Source organism: Serratia sp. CY38905, from assembly GCF_052168875.1.
GTDB lineage: Bacteria > Pseudomonadota > Gammaproteobacteria > Enterobacterales > Enterobacteriaceae > Serratia > Serratia sarumanii.
The window spans coordinates 634,234-651,353 of the sequence record NZ_JBJNLV010000001.1 but is presented as its reverse complement, the minus strand read 5'-3'; the positions used below and the strand labels follow the sequence as shown (position 1 = coordinate 651,353).

The window sequence follows — 17,120 nt, the reverse complement described above, 5'->3', positions numbered from 1 at the left end:
TCGCCACCGCGGCTGAAAGCGATCACGAGATTGAATGAGGTCTACCATGACGAAGTTGAAAGCGGTTATTCCCGTTGCCGGATTGGGCATGCGTATGCTGCCGGCGACCAAAGCGATTCCGAAAGAGATGTTGCCAATCGTTGATAAGCCGTTGATTCAATACATTGTCAACGAATGCGTCGCGGCGGGGATTAAAGAGATCATCCTGGTGACGCATTCTTCCAAGAACGCCATTGAAAACCATTTCGATACCTCATTCGAGCTGGAGGCGATGTTGGAGGCGCGCGTGAAACGGCAATTGCTGGATGAGGTGCAGTCGATAACGCCAAAAGGCGTGACGCTGATGCACATTCGCCAAGGGCAGCCGAAAGGACTGGGGCATGCCGTTCTCTGCGCTAAGCCGTTGGTCGGTGATTCTCCGTTTGTCGTGCTGTTGCCGGACATCTTGCTGGATGACGCGAAAGCCGATTTGAAGAAAGACAACCTGCCACACATGATTGCGCGCTTTGAGCAGACCGGTCTGAGCCAGGTTTTGGTGCAAAAGGCAGACGAACACGTACTGCACGATTATTCCGTGGTGGAGTGTGAGGCCAGCAGCCTGGCTCCTGGCGAAAGTGCTCGTATCACATCAATTATCGAAAAACCGGCGCCGGAAACCAAGTTGGAATCCAACTACTCGGCGGTGGGGCGCTATGTCTTGTCTGCAGATATTTGGCCGCTGCTGGAGACCACGGAACCGGGAGCCTGGGGGCGCATTCAACTGACCGATGCGATAGCAGAATTGTTGAAACGCAAACCGGTAGAGGCGACAGAGCTGGTGGGGGAATCGTTCAACTGCGGCGAAAAACTGGGTTACCTGCGCGCTTTTGTCACTTATGGCTTGCGTCACCCGACCCAAGGCAAAGCGTTCCGCGAGTGGGCTGAACGGCTGTCGCTTTGAGTAAAACTTATCGCTTCTCTCGATGAGGGCCGTTGCCATCATGGCGGGAGAAGCTAGAATAGTTGTTGAATTTTGGGGAATTTCACTGTTCCAATTTTTATTTTAGTATACATTCTACTGCGAGTAGCCAAGTTGCTATGGCGAGAGAATTTTATGCGTATGGCCGTCTGATTCTGACAAGTCGCTGTTATTTTTAAAAAATTAAAGCTTTAAACTTGCCTCCGCACTGATTTTTACCGGTGCCGGGCATTTCAGTTTATTTACCTCGCTCATAATAGCTTTGCTCTTATCAACGGCAGATAAACGTTCTTGATAATTGCAAACAGAGCTTATGTTTTGAGACGGCACAGCAAGCGACAGACAGTTTGATAAGGTTACAGAGACGCTGCCACGGTTGGCGCGCATAGTAGCTTTGCAGATACATTTACCTGAAAGTGATGATAATTTGATGGCAAAACGACAATTGAAAGTGATATCGCTATTGATATCGATCAGCGTAATCAGTGGATGCACCGTGTTTCCTGGAACCCATTTATCGACCAGCGGAAAAGAAGTCGTAAAACAAGAAGATGCTGACTTCGATATCGATAAGATGGTTAACATTTACCCGATGACACCGAAGTTGTTGGACTCGATGCGTCCGACAAAGGTGGTTGCTCAGCCGAATGCGCAGTTGGACGCATCGCTGCGCACGTATGAATACCGGATCGGGGTAGGTGACGTCCTTAATGTCACCGTTTGGGACCATCCAGAATTGACCACGCCTGCGGGCCAATACCGCAGCGCCAGCGACACAGGCAACTGGGTACACTCCGACGGCACGATTTTCTATCCTTATATCGGTAAGGTTAACGTGGTGGGTAAAACCGTTACCCAAATTCGCGATCAGATCGCCTCCCGTTTGGCTCAGTACATCGAAAGCCCGCAGGTTGACGTTAATATCGCCGCTTTCCGCTCGCAAAAAGCTTACGTGACGGGCGAAGTTACCAAATCCGGGCAGCAGCCTATCACCAACGTACCTTTGACGGTGATGGATGCGATCAACGCCGCCGGCGGGCTGACGGAGAATGCCGACTGGCGCAACATCATCCTGACCCACAACGGCAAAGAACAGCGTCTTTCATTGCAGCAATTGATGCAGAATGGGGATTTGACTCAGAACCATCTGCTCTATCCTGGGGATATTCTGTATATTCCGCGCAACGACGATCTTAAAGTGTTCGTCATGGGTGAAGTTAAAACCCCATCGACGCTAAAAATGGATCGCAGCGGCATGACGCTGACGGAAGCGCTGGGCAATTCTCAGGGGATAAGCCAAGCTGCGGCAGATGCGACCGGTGTCTTCGTTATCCGCCCACTGCACGGAACACAGGGCGACAAACTGGCTAATATTTATCAGCTCAACATGTCCGATGCGACAGCATTGGTGATGGGGGCTGAATTCCATCTGCAACCGTATGACATTGTTTACGTGACGGCAGCGCCTATCGCGCGTTGGAACCGCCTGATCGTTCAGCTGGCACCAACCATCGATAGCTTCAACAATCTCACGGAAGGCTCACTGCGTATCCGTAATTGGCCGTAGTAGGGAGGCTAGCCATGTTTGATTCTATCTTGGTTGTCTGCGTAGGTAATATTTGCCGCTCCCCTACGGGGGAGCGTCTCTTGAAGCAGCATCTGCCGAACAAAGAGATCGCTTCCGCAGGCATCGGTGCCTTGGTTGGCAAAACCGCGGATAAGAGCGCTATTTCCATTGCGGAAAAACATCAGCTGTCGTTAGAAGGGCATGAAGCCAGGCAGTTGACGAAAGAAATGTGCCGGGAATATTCATTAATTCTGGTTATGGAGAAAGGGCATATTGATGCTGTTTGCCGCTTGGCGCCGGAGGTCAGAGGCAAAACCATGCTTTTCGCCCATTGGTTGGGGCAGAAAGAAATTCCCGATCCTTACAGAAAGAGCGCCGAAGCGTTTGAGTTTGTTTACCGCCTTCTTGATGATGCAGCCCAAAAATGGGCCCAGGCATTAAATCGTTAACCAGAGATTACAATGACTGATAATACGAAACCAGGCTTATCAACAGCCAATAATCATGATGAGATTGATCTAAGTCGCTTGCTGGGAACTTTAATTGATCACCGCTGGCTCATCATCGGGATTACAGCGTTATTCTCTGTTGCCGGTATCATTTATTCCCTGTTCGCCACGCCTATATATCAAGCTGACGCCATGGTTCAGGTTGAGCAAAACGTCGGGAACTCGTTGGTCAACGACCTATCTCAAATGCTGCCTAACAGTCAGCCGGGTTCTTCCACGGAGATTGAACTGATCAAGTCACGCATGGTGACGGGTAAGACTGTCGATGATCTGAATCTTGAAACGGTGGTGCAGCAGAAGTACTTCCCGATTTTTGGCCGCGGCTGGGCTCGTTTGACGGGTACCGAACCTGCCAAAATTGCGCTGTCCCGTCTCAATGTGCCTGCCAACTCTGACGATGTTGAGTTGGAATTGACCGTGATTGATGCCCAGCAATATGTGCTGAGCAACAACGGCACCGAGATTATCAAGGGGAAAGTTGGCGCGCTGGAGAGTGGCCATGGGATTTCTTTGCTGGTTAGCGAAATTTCGGCGGAGCCAGGCACTGTCTTTGAAATCGCCAAGTTGCCGCGTTTGGTGGCGACCAACAATCTGCTGGATGCTTTGACGGTTGAAGACAAAGGTAAAGACACCGGCGTGCTGGCGTTGAGTCTGGTCGGGGATGATCCTGTCTTGGTGCGAAACATTCTTGACAGCATCAGCAAAAATTACCTGTTGCAGAACGTCGAACGTAAATCGGAAGAGGCGGCTAAAAGTCTGGACTTCCTGAAAGATCAGTTGCCTGAAGTTCGTAGTTCTTTGGATAGTGCCGAAGATAAACTCAACCGTTTCCGTCAGGCGAATGATTCTGTCGATTTGTCCCTTGAAGCGAAGTCTGTTTTGGACACGATTGTGGGGGTTGAGGCTCAACTGAACGAGCTGACGTTCAAAGAGGCGGAAATTTCCAAGCTTTATACCAAAGAGCACCCGGCTTATCGTGCATTGATGGAAAAACGCGCCACGTTGCAACAAGAAAAAGATAAGCTGAACAAGCGCGTTAGCGTTATGCCGAAGACCCAGCAGGAAATCTTGCGTTTGACCCGTGATGTACAGGCTGGGCAAGAGATCTACATGCAGTTGCTGAATAAACAGCAAGAACTGGGCATCACCAAGGCAAGCACAGTCGGTAACGTACGTATTGTGGATCCTGCCGTTACGCAGCCTCGTCCGGTTAAACCGCAAAAAACCATTATCGTTCTGATAGTCACGTTGCTAGGCGGTCTATTCTCCACCGGTTTCGTTTTGCTTAAAACCATGCTGCATCGCGGCATCGAAAGTCCGGAACAGTTGGAACAGCAGGGGATCAACGTTTACGCGAGTATTCCGCTGTCCGAATGGCAGCAAAAGAGCGACCGCGAGACCATGCTGTCCGGCAAGCGCAGCAGTAACAGGAGTTACACCCTACTTGCCGTGGGCAACCCGGCGGACTTGGCGATTGAAGCCGTCAGAAGCTTGCGTACCAGTCTGCATTTTGCCTCGCTGGAAGCCAAAAATAACGTTCTGATGATTTCCGGTGCCAGCCCAAGCATCGGTAAAACGTTTGTCAGCATTAACCTGGCGGCGGTGATCGCCCAGGCGGGTCAGCGCATTTTGGTCGTTGACGCCGATATGCGCAAAGGTTATGCCCACTCGTTGTTGAACTGTGAATTGGGATTGGGGTTGTCTGACGTGTTGTCCGGCCAGGCGTCGGCGCAGCAAGCGATCAAGCAAACATCGATCGAGAATCTCAGCTTTATCTCGCGCGGCAAGATTCCTCCGAACCCATCGGAGTTGTTGATGCACAACCGCCTGACAGAGTTCCTGGAATGGGCGGGCAAAGAGTATGACATCGTGTTGGTCGATACCCCACCGATCCTGGCGGTAACGGATGCCGCTATTGTGGCGCGCAATGTCGGCACGACGCTGTTGGTTGCACGTTACGGCGTGAACTCGCTGAAAGAGATTGAGGTGAGTATTCGTCGCTTCGAACAAAATGGCATGGAAATTAAAGGTATTATCCTTAACGCCGTTGAAAATAAATCGGGTAGCGCCTACGGCTACTACGCTTACGAATATAAATAAACTCCCTTCTATGTAAAAGCTCCTCATTATGAGGAGCTTTCTGATTCATTCAAAAGTAATGCATAAAATCCAATTTCGGAGAGAATAAATGAGTAATCTTGCAATTATTCCGGCAAGGGGTGGGTCGAAAGGTATTCCCAAAAAAAATATTAAAGAAATTGCAGGTAAACCATTAATCGCTTGGAGCATAGAGCAGGCATTAAATTCTTCGAGTATTGATCGTGTTATTGTTTCTACAGATTGTGAAGATATCGCTGCCGTAGCCAGAGAATATGGCGCGGAAGTCCCGTTCATGCGTCCGGCCCATCTGGCGAACGATACCGCTGCGACTGAGCCCGCGCTTTTGCATACGCTGGAGTGGTTGGCTGAACATGAGAGTTACCACCCTGAGTATACCGTCCTGTTGCAGGCTACTTCTCCTGTTCGCAAAGATGATGCGATTGATTCTGCAATCAGAAAGATTATTGAAAAGAAAGCCGATTCACTGCTGAGCGTATGTGAGTTTTGGCATTTCTTGTGGGAAAATGAAGATAATCCGAAAGCCTATTACGACTACTTAAACCGTCCGCGTCGGCAAGATATTAAGCCTGAAAATATCAAACTTAAAGAAAATGGTTCAATTTACGTTACGAAAAGCGAAATTCTCCTCAGTACCGGTAATCGTCTTGGTGGCAAAGTTGTAGCGCATAAGATGTCGGAAGAGGAAAGCTTTGAAATTGACACCATGCTGGACTGGGCGGTTGTTGAAGTAATTTTGAAAAATTGGAGTGGGAGATAATTTATGTTAATTCAGAAAAAAATATCTGACTTTTTAGTGTTTGAAACCGAATCAATCATTAAAGCCTTAGAAAAAATCAACTCGAATAAAAAGCGCATTATTTTTGTTGTCACTGAAGACGGCAAGCTGTGCGGTTCTTTCTCAGACGGTGATTTCCGTCGTTGGATCACTAACGGCGACTTCGATCTGAGCCGCGAAATGTCGGAAGTGATGAATCAGAACGTCCGCTATAAAAAAGTGGATGCGCCACGCAATGAGATTGAATCGCTGTTTTCGAATGGCGTTGACGTTCTGCCGCTGGTTGATGATTATCGTCGTTTGGTCGCCGTTGCGCTGCAAAGCGAAAAAGGCCTGACGATTGGCAAACACACTATCACGGAAACCTCGCCGACTTACATTATTGCTGAAATTGGCAACAACCATAATGGCGATATTAAGCTGGCTAAGCATCTGGTTGACCTGGCGGTTGACGCTGGCGCCGATTGCGTCAAGTTCCAAATGCGCGATCTGAGCTCTTTGTATAAGGGCGGCAACGATAAAGACAAATCCGCCGATCTTGGCGCACAGTACACGCTGGATCTGCTGAGAAAATTCCAGCTCAGCAATGAAGAACTGATTGAAGTGTTCGATTATTGCAAGGAGAAGGGGCTGACCCCGCTGTGTACTCCTTGGGATCTGAAGAGCCTGGAAGTGTTGGAAAACTACGGCATGGAAGGTTATAAGGTCGCTTCCGCTGACTTCACTAACCACGAAATGTTGGCCGCGTTGGCCGCTACGGGCAAACCGCTGATTTGTTCTACCGGTATGTGCAGCGAAGCAGAAATCAAAAGCTCGGTAGACTTCTTGAAATCGAAAGGTGCCGAGTTTGTGATCCTGCATTGCAACTCTACGTATCCGACGCCGTTCAAAGACGTCAACCTGGCCTATATCAAACGTCTGCAGCAGGTGACGGGTTGCTTGGTCGGCTATTCTGGCCATGAGCGTGGCATTTCAGTGCCGATCGCCGTGACCGCGCTGGGCGCAAGAGTAATCGAAAAACACTTCACCATCGACAAATCCATGGAAGGCAACGACCACAAGGTGTCGTTGTTACCCCCTGAGTTCAAAGAGATGGTCGTACGTATCCGCGAAGTTGAAGAGTCCATGGGCAACGCCGGCGAACGTACTATCACCCAAGGGGAAATGATCAACCGCGAAACTCTGGCAAAAAGTTTGATTATCAATCGCGATCTGAAAAAAGGTGAAATCATCACTCGCGAGATGGTTGAAGTGAAGAGTCCGGGGCAGGGTCTGCAGCCTCTTTATCTGGAGCAATTGGTCGGTAAGAAAGCCAATCGTGACCACGAAAAAGGCGGGTATTTCTATGAGTCGGATCTAAATGATGTGGCGATAGAAGCCAAGGACTATGATTTCAATCGTCCGTTCGGCATTCCAGTGCGCTACCACGATTACGGCAAGTTGAAGAATAAATCCAATCTGGACTTCGTCGAGTTCCATCTGAGCTATCAGGATATGGAACTCGATTTGACAGAATTCTTCTCCGGCGCTGAAAATATCGGTTTTGCGGTACATAGCCCCGAGCTGTTCGCCAACGATCATATTTTGGATCTGGCGACGGATGATCCCGTTTATCTTGCTCATTCGATCAAACAGCTGCAGCGTGTCTGCGATGTGACTCGCGCGTTGAAGCAATATTTCCCGAAAACTGAGCGTCCGGTCATCGTGGTGAATGCAGGCGGTTTCAATACCACCGGTTTCTTGCCAAAAGAATCACGTCAGGCGATGTACGAACGCATTGGCGCCGCTCTGGGTGAAATCAATCAAGAAGGCGTTGAAATCATCATCCAGACGATGCCTCCGTTCCCATGGCACTTTGGTGGTCAAAGCTACCATAACCTGTTTGTCGATCCGGACGAGATTAAAGCGTTCTGTGAGAAATACGGCTACCGCATCTGCTATGACACGTCGCATTCCATGATGGCTTGTAATTACTACCAATGGGATCTTCATGAGTTTACCCAGAAGGTCGGCCCTTACACCGCACATATGCATATTGTTGATGCTTTGGGAGTGGATGGTGAAGGGGTACAGATCGGTAAAGGCGATGTGAACTTTGACGAGCTGGCTGATGATCTGCGGCGTCATGCGCCGGGAGCGCAGTTTATTCCTGAAGTGTGGCAGGGGCACAAAAACCAAGGGGAAGGGTTCTGGCATGCGCTTAACTTCCTGGAAAAGTATCTGTAAATGAGTAAAGCCATTATGGGGGCTGCGGCCTTGTCGGTAGGGGACATTCTCGGCAAGGTCATCGGCTTCATCATATTGCCTTATTTGACAGCACACCTAGGCGCGTCGGGGTACGGCGCGCTGACTCTTTATTTGTCCGTTATTCAGATCTTGATCATTTTCATTTCGTTCAGTGGTCAAGGTCTGTTGCCGGTCAAATACATGCAGGAGGGGGAAGGGAGCTCCCTGGTGTTCCGCAGAGATAACATCGCCTTGGCTTTCGCGTCGAGCGCGCTACTGGTGGCTATATTCTACATTGTCACACTGGTCGCCAAGATCTCTGTTTCTTTCAGCGACGGTTTTCTGGTTGTTTTGGCATCTCTGGCGCAGGCGCTGAACTTTATCAATTTATCGCATTTGCGCATTAGTCAGACCTATAAAGTTGCCGCTATCGGCCAATTTTTGCTTTCCGCATTCAACGTTTTATTCACTATCGCTCTTTTTGAAATGATAGCGTCGACGCCAGGACAACGTTTGATAGCGATCGCGGCATCATTTTTCAGCATTCAGCTGGCCTACGAGTTCTTTGTTTACAGAAAAATAGCGGTTGAACGCAGCGTGCTCCAACCGTTGCGTAAGCGTTATAAGGAAATCATTAGCTACGGGGTATCCCTATTGCCACATCATGGCAGTTATTGGATTAAATCCTCGGTGGATAGATTCTTCATAGCGCATTACATGAGTACGGCGGTAGTCGGGGTTTATGGCTTGGCGTTTCAGCTAACCTCTATCGTTATGCTCTTTTTCGGCGTAATCAACCAGGCGTTCCAACCTTTCATTTATCGCAAGCTTAAAGCGAACGATTTTAGAGGGGTCGAGCTCATTCAATATGGTTACACAGCTCTGGTTATCGTTTCGTGCATTATTTACTTCTTTATTTTGCCATTTGCTTTCCCGTATCTGTTTAATGCTGAGTTCAATCGCGCCATTTATTACTTCAACATTCTTTTGCCTGGAACTGCATTTTTATCGATTTATTATATTTTTACGCACTCACTGTTTTACTATCGTAAAAATAAATTAATCTCAATTATTACCATGGGTTCGATGATAACGCATTTGATTGGTATATTTGTCATCACCATGACAGAAATCAAAGTTGAGTATTTCTGCCTGGTTTATGCAATTTCTAGTTTTTATGCGTGTGCAGTGACTTTTTATTGTGGCAAGCGACAGATCAGTATTGAGAGGAAAAGATGATAGCAAGTCTTAAACGATGGTTGCGAAACTTACGTAAGCAGCGTTATCGTTCAAAAGTTATCAGAATGGCTGAAAGATGTGGTCAAGATCCGAAAATTAACTTTTTAACTATCGTTAATAATAAAACCCGACTTGGTGATAACTTTAACTCCAATGGTTTGACGGTGGTTGGAAAGGGCGGTGTTACTATCGGTGATAATTTCCACTGTGGTTTTGGTTGTGTATTGATCACAGAAAATCACAATCATCATGGGAATGCGATTCCCTACGATAACACTTATGTGATTAAGGATACGCATATCGGGGATAATGTTTGGCTTGGGATCAATGTGATTGTTCTGCCCGGGGTTTCCATTGGGGAAGGGGCCATTATCCAAGCCGGCAGCGTGGTGGTTAAAGATATAGAGCCCTACGCTATAGCCGGCGGCCATCCAGCGAAACCCTTTTCGCAACGCGATGTTGCTCACTATCTGCAGCTTAAGGCTGAAGGCAAATTTCATTGAACGGCAGTTATACATTCATGCCCGTAGCTTAATCGGATATTAGAAATATGAGTAAATACATTGCGTATATTGAGTCACCGCTTCAGGCTTTTAATCTCATTGAGTATCTTGATGCGAAGAACATTGTGCTCGATCTGCTGATTGTCAATAAGCGTTCGGCCAATTCTGCGTTGAATCACGGGCAGATTGTTTATCTGTTGAACATGATTAAGCATCGCTCCCTGGAAACCATTGATGTTGAAGGGAAACTGGGTAATGCTTTTGATATTAAACGGCAATTGAAGAGTGTAACATCGGTGGTGAGTGCGAAGGAAACTGTCACTTTGATTGCCGGTGAGTATCGCGCGAGGGTTTTTTGGATTTTAGCGCATAAATATTCGAGAAGAAATGTGGTCCTGCTGGATGATGGTACGGCAACGCTCAGAATTAAACGCTACAATAATCTCACTGCTCGGGGCGTCGTGAAGTCGGTTTTCCTCAAGTCACTTGGTATGACCAATAATGAGAGAGAAAAAATAACCTTTTTCTCTGTTTATGACATCGAAGGTAATGTTTCAAAAAGAGATGTGGTCGTTAAGCACAGTTACCAAAATTTTAAGGCTAAACTGGCCAGTCTTCCTGATGGAAAGAACAGGGTCTTCATTATAGGTACGCCGCTTTATGAGGCAGGGGTAACGTCTGTTGATGATATTGACTTGACGCTAAGAATGATAAATGACTTAAAGTCAAATCAGATGGGTGCCGAGCTTGTTTATATTCCCCACCGCCGCGAGCGTGAAGAGAAAATAGATGAAATCAGAAAGTCTGTAGAGGTCCGTCGGTTGGATTTTCCCTTTGAGGTTTATCCCATTGTGGCTGGTGAAAACGTCAGTTGTATAGCCGGATTTTATTCATCATTGTATGACAATCTCGTAAAAATATATGATGAAAAAATTAAAATAATCGCTTACGTTCTTGATGAGAAAGTTTTATCGCCAGAGTGGAGTGGATTTGTTAACGCGATTTATAAAAACTATGAGAGTTATGAAAACGCGGATATTACGCTGATTAAAAACAAATTTTAATTTTATAAATTTACCGTGGTGATGGAAAATGAAGATTGCTTTAATTAACACACTTTATGCTCCTTATAAAATCGGTGGTGCTGAAGTATCAGTTCAGTTGTTGGCTGAAAGCCTGCAACGAGCCGGGCATGAAGTTGGTGTGTTTTGTCTTCATGAATTTGATGAGATAAAATATGACACTCTTAATGGCGTTCATATTGCTTATTTACCTCTCAAAAATATGTACTGGCCATTTCAGGCTTCTTCGGCAAGCAAATTAAAGAAAGCGGTGTGGCATCTGCTTGATTCTTATAATCCATTTATGGCTCGTGCCATGCGTAAGGAGCTGCGCAAATTTTCTCCGGATGTGGTGCATACCAACAACCTCAGCGGTTTTTCCGTCGCAGCGTGGCGAGTGGCCAAGAAGCTGGGGGCGCGCGTGGTACACACGACTCGCGATTATTATCTATTCCATCCGAACGGCACGTTGTTTAAACATGGTCAAAATATGGACGTACAGTCGCCTGCAGTGCGCATCGCATCTTTTCTGAAGAAAAAAGCCAGTCAGCGCGTAGACGTTTTTGTTGGCATAAGTAAATATATTTCCGCCTTGCATCGGGAAAATGGATTTGCGCGCAACGCGGTACATACGCATATCTACAACCCTGTCGCCGCGATAGAGTATGTACCGACCGTCAACGAAAAGGTCAGGATCGGTTTTGTCGGTCGCCTCACCGAAGACAAAGGTTTTGATGAGTTTTGTGCTCTGGCAAAACAGGCCAGCGGCGATCCGCAGGTTGCATTCTACGCCGCCGGCAGATTCAATGGTGACGCCGCTGGCGAGAAGTTGAAGGTGTTAGCGTTGGAGGCAGGTATTCATTTGCTTGGCTTTATCAAGATTGAAGAGTTTATGACGCAGGTTGACGCCGTTGTTCTACCAACGCGATGGAATGAGCCCTTTGGGCGAACCGTTGCGGAATCGGCCATCTCTGGTAAGGTTGTGTATACGCCTTTCAATGGCGGAGTGGCAGAAATCGCAGCTTTTTATGATAATATTTTCGAGCTAAAAGATTTTTCTGTCGCCAGTGTGGTTAGCGTCGTGAGAGAAAATAACAACAAACCGCGTCGTTCGTTTTTTGAACTAGAAAAAATAACCGATGCTTATGAGAGCGTGTATAGAGGGTCATAATGAGGGTATCGACAAAGTCGTTGGTTGTTTTTCTTTTGCTGATGTACATGACATTGCTCTCATTGAATGGCGTTGTGACCGTCGCTGCGTATATGTCGACCAGGGCACTTTTATTATATAAAGACTTTTTTGCCATGGCAGTGCCGGTTTTCGTCCTAATCTTGCTTTTTGCGCGTAACCCTAACGTGTCAAAACAGTGTAGAAGCGTAATGATCTTTTTCCTGTCGATGGTGATCTTCTCGTTAGTTTATGTACTTTTAAGTATGATCACCGGCAGGTTTGATTTCTTCCGCTCTATCGTTCAGTTTCGCTTAGAGTTACTGACATTCGGTTCTTTTTTCTTTGCCGCCGTTTTACTTCTTTTTGAATATAATGAGCGTGTCGAGATTGTTAATAAAATCATTAAGTACTATATTTTCTTTGCCGTATTGAATGCGCTCTTTGCGGTTGCCGAATCCAGTTTGGCAGGCCTGCTTTATGCGCTAATCGGTTTTGACCCTGGCCCACAGTTGACACAGTTTGGTAAAGAATATGGTCTTCTGTTACGCACCATTCAGGGGCAATTACGTGCTTTTGGTCTGCTCACCGGGCCATTCAGCCTCAGTGAATATCTGTTTTTTGCACTGGTATTATCGCCTTATGTAAGCGAAAAAAATCGCAAGAAATATATTCTTCTCATTATGGTTGGGATCGCATTTTCAACATCGAAAACGGCGATTATCATGGCACTGCTTTATATCATGTTCCTGATGCTGAGACGCTTTTTCTCTCAACGTTTTAGTCTGAATTCAGTCACTATGGTAACGATGGTCTTGTCACTGTTCTTTTATATTACGACGACCAATTACAGTATTTATGAGATGATATTCCCGAAGGAGAATGCTTACGCGGAGAACAGCATTTTACTTCGTACGGTCAATATAGAAGCCGTGCGAGCTGACAGTGAGTATTCGCCATTTATCGGTGCTGGGTACGCTGTGAATGGCAACGCGGTGGTTGGTGATGACAATACGAACTCAATCCCGCTTGATAGTATGTATATCTACATGTTGTCGAATTACGGTAATGTTGGCATTATCCTTCTGGTTATTGTCGCTACGTTAATTCTTGGCATTCTTTATCAGCGTACTCGTCTTGGCCTTAATCCCAGTGTTTACCTATACTGGATGATCTCGCTTTCGATGAATTTCGTTTATAATAACCCGTTGACAAACTATCCAGGCTATATATTCGCAATCATAATATCGATTTTGTTATTATCGATTAGAACGCCGGAGACGGGTTCCGTGAGTCGCTCAAGAAAAAATGTAGGTTATGTTCAATCGCTACATTGACACGGTATTATTTAAAATTGCGAGGTAATTAATGATTTATGTCAATGCGCGATTCTTAACGCAGGATTTGACAGGGGTTCAGCGGTTCGCTCAGGAAATATGCCTTGCGCTGAGTAAGATTAGGCATGATGTCGTTTTTGTCTCGCCACCTAACATTATTCACCACGATATCGCGTCGCAATTGAATGTTCAGGTGGTGGGTAAGAAAAGCGGTCACTTTTGGGAGCAGGTAGAGCTTCCTGCTTTTTTAAAGAAAAATAAAAGCCCACTTCTAATAAATCTTTGCAATACGGCTCCGATCTTTTATCGTAATAAAATTGTTACTCATCACGATGTTATATATAAACGCTATCCGCAAAGTTACTCTGCAAAGTTTCGTTTCGTTTATAATAACTTTGTTCCCCTGATGTTGCGTCACAGTAAGGCGTTGATTACAGTTAGCGAATTTTCTAAAAAAGAAATTAGCCAGGCGTTTGACTACCCATTAAATAATATTTACGTAATCTATAATGCGGTGTCCGAGCAGTTTAAACCCATAGCGTCGGCATCCAATACAGAGCGCCCTTATTTATTGGCCGTTTCGTCTCCAAATTATCATAAGAACTTTCATGGTCTGATTGCCGCTTTCTCTCAAATGGCAAACGGCCAGGAAGTGACACTGAAAATCATTGGGGCCGCCAACAAGAACTTCGCGGATGTTGGGTTTTCGACGGAAGGAACTGCAACGAACGATAACATACAGTTTTTGGGGCGTGTGAGCGATCAACAGCTTGTAGAACTCTATTCTCATGCTCGCGCCTTTGTGTTCCCCTCTTTATATGAAGGGTTCGGCATTCCTCCGTTAGAAGCGCAGGCTTGTGGTTGTGCGGTAGTAGCGTCCAATCGGGCTTCTATGCCCGAGGTATTGTCGAAGAGTGCATTGTACTTTGATCCGGAAAACATCCTGGAAATGAAACAGGCACTGGAGCGGATTATGCAGGATGAAGCGTTGCGCCAAATTTTAATCGCTGAGGGATTTACGAATGTCAAACGTTTCGATTGGATGCGTTCGGCAGCAGCGTTGAGCGAGATAATGACGAGATCTATGCAATGAAAAAAAAAGTGCTGCATGTCGCCGAGACAGTGAAGGGTGGCGTCGCTACGGTAATTAGACAACTTGTACAGCAAAATGATGAATTTGATTTTTACTGTGTGTTGCCCGATAGTCAATACCGTGAGATTGGCGCTTTCCCCGCAGAAAAAATGAAGGTATTTACGCGGACAGGGAGAAATATTTCTTCGTTTATCTCTTTGGCTATTAACTATATCCAGATGGTGCGTAAAGAAAAACCGGATGTCATTCACGTCCACAGTACTTTTGCGGGGGTTGTTTGCCGGCTGTTAACGCCATTGGTAAGAATGACATGCAGGCCTAAAATTATTTATTGTCCGCATGCTTTTTCTTTCCTGATGGACACATCAGAAAAGAAAAAGAAGGTTTATGCCAAGATAGAAAAAATTCTGCAAAAGAATACCGATGTTATCATCTGTACCAGCGAATATGAGAAACGAACGGCACTGATGGCCGGATTGAGTCCTGATAATTTGACTGTGGTGTATAATGGCGTTGAACCCCCTGTAACGCTGTCGGATGATACCAATCCTTATCGCCAAGATAAAATAAATATATTGTTTGTCGGCCGTTTTGATTATCAAAAAGGATTTGATTTGGTTCAGCGGATTGCCGACGAATTGGATGACAGATTTCTAATCACGATCGTCGGTGGCAATGTGCACGCAAAAGAGCAACCGGCGCCACATGCCCGGATGGATTTTAAAGGTTGGTTGACTTCGGCAGAGATGGCGCCTTATTTCACCTACGCCGACGTGTTGTTGATGCCAAGCCGATGGGAGTCGTTCGGTCTGGTCGCCGTTGAAGCTGAAAGCTATGGGTTGCCCGTTGTCGCCAGCCGCTGCAGTTCATTGCCGGAGGTGGTGAGCGAAGGCGTTACGGGGTATCTGTTTACGACCAATCAGACCGATGAGGCCGTTGAGATATTGAAAGCTCGCGACCAACGCGATTGGAGTGCAATGAAAGTTGACTGTGTCGATTTCTACAATGCTAATTTTACTTCAGAAAAAATGATATCCAATACTTATCGTCATTACAGATAATCGATACATCCGTTTTTTGGAATGAAAATAATTTTTTTACTATTTATATTTAATCGGTGAGAGTAAAAATGAGTAACCTTTATCCTGTTATTATGGCTGGGGGAACAGGGAGTCGCCTGTGGCCGCTTTCTCGTGAATTATTCCCCAAACAGTTCTTAGCGCTGTGCAATGAATTTTCCATGTTGCAAACGACAGTCATGCGGCTTAAAGGGTTAGAGATTATTAATCCTCTTGTTATATGTAACGAAGAGCATCGTTTTATCGTGGCCGAACAACTGCGCCAAATCACGCGTTTATCGCATAATATTATTCTGGAGCCGGTAGGGCGTAATACGGCGCCGGCGATTGCGCTTGCCGCTTTGCAGGCGGTTTCCAGCGGTGACGATCCGCTTATGTTGGTATTGGCCGCGGATCACGTCATTCAGGACGAAGCGATTTTCCGCGATGCGGTCAATCAGGCAATTCCCTATGCTGAAGCGGGAAAACTGGCTACTTTCGGCATCGTTCCGACGGGCCCGGAAACGGGCTATGGGTATATTCAAAAAGGTACCAGCGTCGACGGTTCCAGTATCTGCGGCGTTTCGCGCTTTGTCGAAAAGCCTAATCTTGAAACGGCGCAGCAGTATCTGGCCAGCGGCGACTATCTCTGGAATAGCGGTATGTTTTTGTTCAAAGCCAGCCGTTACCTGGAAGAATTAGGCCGTTTCCGCCCAGATATTCTGGACGCGTGCAAGCAGTCGCTTGCGCATTTGACCCCCGATATGGACTTTATCCGCGTTGACCGAGATGCATTCATTGCCTGCCCGGATGAGTCTGTCGATTATGCCGTGATGGAACAGACTGCCGATGCTGTCGTCGTACCCCTGGATGCGGGATGGAATGACGTTGGATCATGGTCTGCGTTGTGGGAAATCAGTGAAAAAGACACAAAAGGGAACTCTACTTTCGGTGATGTTCTTGAGCATAACTGTTCAAATAACTATATTCGCGCGGAGCATAAATTGGTGGCCGCTGTCGGGGTGACCAATTTGGTTGTGGTTGAAACCAAAGATGCCGTGTTGATTGCCGATAAAGATAACGTCCAAGACGTAAAAGAAATCGTCAACCAACTGAAGCGACAAAAGCGTTCCGAAAGCAAACAGCACCGTGAAGTTTATCGTCCGTGGGGCAAACATGATGCGATTGCGCAGGGCGATCGCTTCCAGGTGCGCCGCATTACTGTAAAGCCAGGCGAGAAATTGTCCTTGCAGATGCACCATCATCGTTCGGAACACTGGGTGGTGGTGTCAGGCACTGCCAAAGTGCATACCAATGGTAAAATGCAACTGATCAGTGAAAACGAATCCGTTTATATCCCTCTTGGGGTCGAACATTCTCTCGAAAACCCGGGAAAAATCCCGCTGGATTTGATTGAGATTCAGTCGGGTGCCTATTTGGGAGAAGACGATATCGTGCGAATCGGCGACTCCGCTCAGCATAATTAATCATTTTGGTGCGGTGGA

At 46.7% G+C, this 17,120-nt stretch carries 15 protein-coding genes; 14 read left to right on the top strand and 1 reads right to left on the bottom strand.

The window, feature by feature from the left end; genetic code table 11:
- The first annotated feature begins 46 nt into the window (after positions 1–46).
- Entirely contained in the window at positions 47–940 is an 894-nt protein-coding gene (locus ACJ8MK_RS03305; RefSeq protein ID WP_033637738.1) for a UTP--glucose-1-phosphate uridylyltransferase, read from the top strand.
- Between the two features lie 201 nt (positions 941–1,141).
- Here the strand turns inward: ACJ8MK_RS03305 and ACJ8MK_RS03300 are convergent, their stop codons facing one another.
- On the bottom strand, positions 1,142–1,453 hold the full coding sequence (locus ACJ8MK_RS03300) for a hypothetical protein (RefSeq protein WP_162091248.1): 312 nt from the start codon (positions 1,451–1,453) through the stop codon (positions 1,142–1,144).
- Between ACJ8MK_RS03300 and ACJ8MK_RS03295 the strand changes: the two genes are divergently transcribed.
- From ACJ8MK_RS03295 to ACJ8MK_RS03235, 13 genes are all read left to right on the top strand, one after another.
- On the top strand, positions 1,389–2,525 hold the full coding sequence (locus ACJ8MK_RS03295) for a polysaccharide export protein (RefSeq protein ID WP_033637739.1): 1,137 nt from the start codon (positions 1,389–1,391) through the stop codon (positions 2,523–2,525). The two genes, ACJ8MK_RS03300 and ACJ8MK_RS03295, sit on opposite strands and share 65 nt — an antisense overlap.
- A 14-nt stretch (positions 2,526–2,539) precedes the next feature.
- Entirely contained in the window at positions 2,540–2,974 is a 435-nt protein-coding gene (locus tag ACJ8MK_RS03290) for an arsenate reductase/protein-tyrosine-phosphatase family protein (protein WP_103773825.1), read from the top strand.
- A gap of 12 nt (positions 2,975–2,986) precedes the next feature.
- Positions 2,987–5,134, top strand: a complete 2,148-nt coding sequence (gene wzc, locus ACJ8MK_RS03285) for a tyrosine-protein kinase Wzc (protein ID WP_033637741.1) — start codon at positions 2,987–2,989, stop codon at positions 5,132–5,134.
- 88 nt (positions 5,135–5,222) lie between these two features.
- Complete coding sequence (locus ACJ8MK_RS03280) at positions 5,223–5,912, top strand: acylneuraminate cytidylyltransferase family protein (RefSeq protein WP_033637742.1); 690 nt, start codon at positions 5,223–5,225, stop codon at positions 5,910–5,912.
- Positions 5,913–5,915: 3 nt separating this feature from the next.
- A complete protein-coding gene (locus tag ACJ8MK_RS03275; protein ID WP_033637743.1) occupies positions 5,916–8,156 on the top strand; it encodes an N-acetylneuraminate synthase family protein in 2,241 nt (746 codons plus the stop codon).
- Complete coding sequence (locus ACJ8MK_RS03270; RefSeq protein ID WP_039566814.1) at positions 8,157–9,395, top strand: oligosaccharide flippase family protein; 1,239 nt, start codon at positions 8,157–8,159, stop codon at positions 9,393–9,395. It abuts the gene before it with no gap.
- Positions 9,392–9,898, top strand: coding sequence for an acyltransferase (locus ACJ8MK_RS03265; RefSeq protein WP_071998120.1), 507 nt, complete (start codon positions 9,392–9,394; stop codon positions 9,896–9,898). The genes ACJ8MK_RS03270 and ACJ8MK_RS03265 overlap by 4 nt, the downstream gene beginning before the upstream one ends.
- 47 nt (positions 9,899–9,945) lie before the next feature.
- Positions 9,946–10,962 carry a hypothetical protein gene (locus ACJ8MK_RS03260; protein ID WP_033646768.1) on the top strand — a complete coding sequence of 339 codons (1,017 nt, stop codon included), beginning with the start codon at positions 9,946–9,948 and terminating at the stop codon, positions 10,960–10,962.
- Positions 10,963–10,990: 28 nt separating this feature from the next.
- Complete coding sequence (locus ACJ8MK_RS03255; protein WP_103772482.1) at positions 10,991–12,130, top strand: glycosyltransferase family 4 protein; 1,140 nt, start codon at positions 10,991–10,993, stop codon at positions 12,128–12,130.
- Entirely contained in the window at positions 12,130–13,464 is a 1,335-nt protein-coding gene (locus ACJ8MK_RS03250; RefSeq protein ID WP_033646766.1) for an O-antigen ligase family protein, read from the top strand. Before ACJ8MK_RS03255 ends, ACJ8MK_RS03250 begins: the two co-directional genes overlap by 1 nt.
- Positions 13,465–13,495: 31 nt before the next feature.
- Positions 13,496–14,557: a glycosyltransferase family 4 protein gene (locus ACJ8MK_RS03245; RefSeq protein ID WP_103772481.1), complete on the top strand. Its 1,062-nt coding sequence runs from the start codon at positions 13,496–13,498 to the stop codon at positions 14,555–14,557.
- Positions 14,554–15,618: a glycosyltransferase family 4 protein gene (locus ACJ8MK_RS03240; RefSeq protein WP_103830112.1), complete on the top strand. Its 1,065-nt coding sequence runs from the start codon at positions 14,554–14,556 to the stop codon at positions 15,616–15,618. The genes ACJ8MK_RS03245 and ACJ8MK_RS03240 overlap by 4 nt, the downstream gene beginning before the upstream one ends.
- 68 nt (positions 15,619–15,686) lie before the next feature.
- Complete coding sequence (locus ACJ8MK_RS03235) at positions 15,687–17,102, top strand: mannose-1-phosphate guanylyltransferase/mannose-6-phosphate isomerase (RefSeq protein WP_033637751.1); 1,416 nt, start codon at positions 15,687–15,689, stop codon at positions 17,100–17,102.
- Positions 17,103–17,120 lie beyond the last annotated feature (18 nt).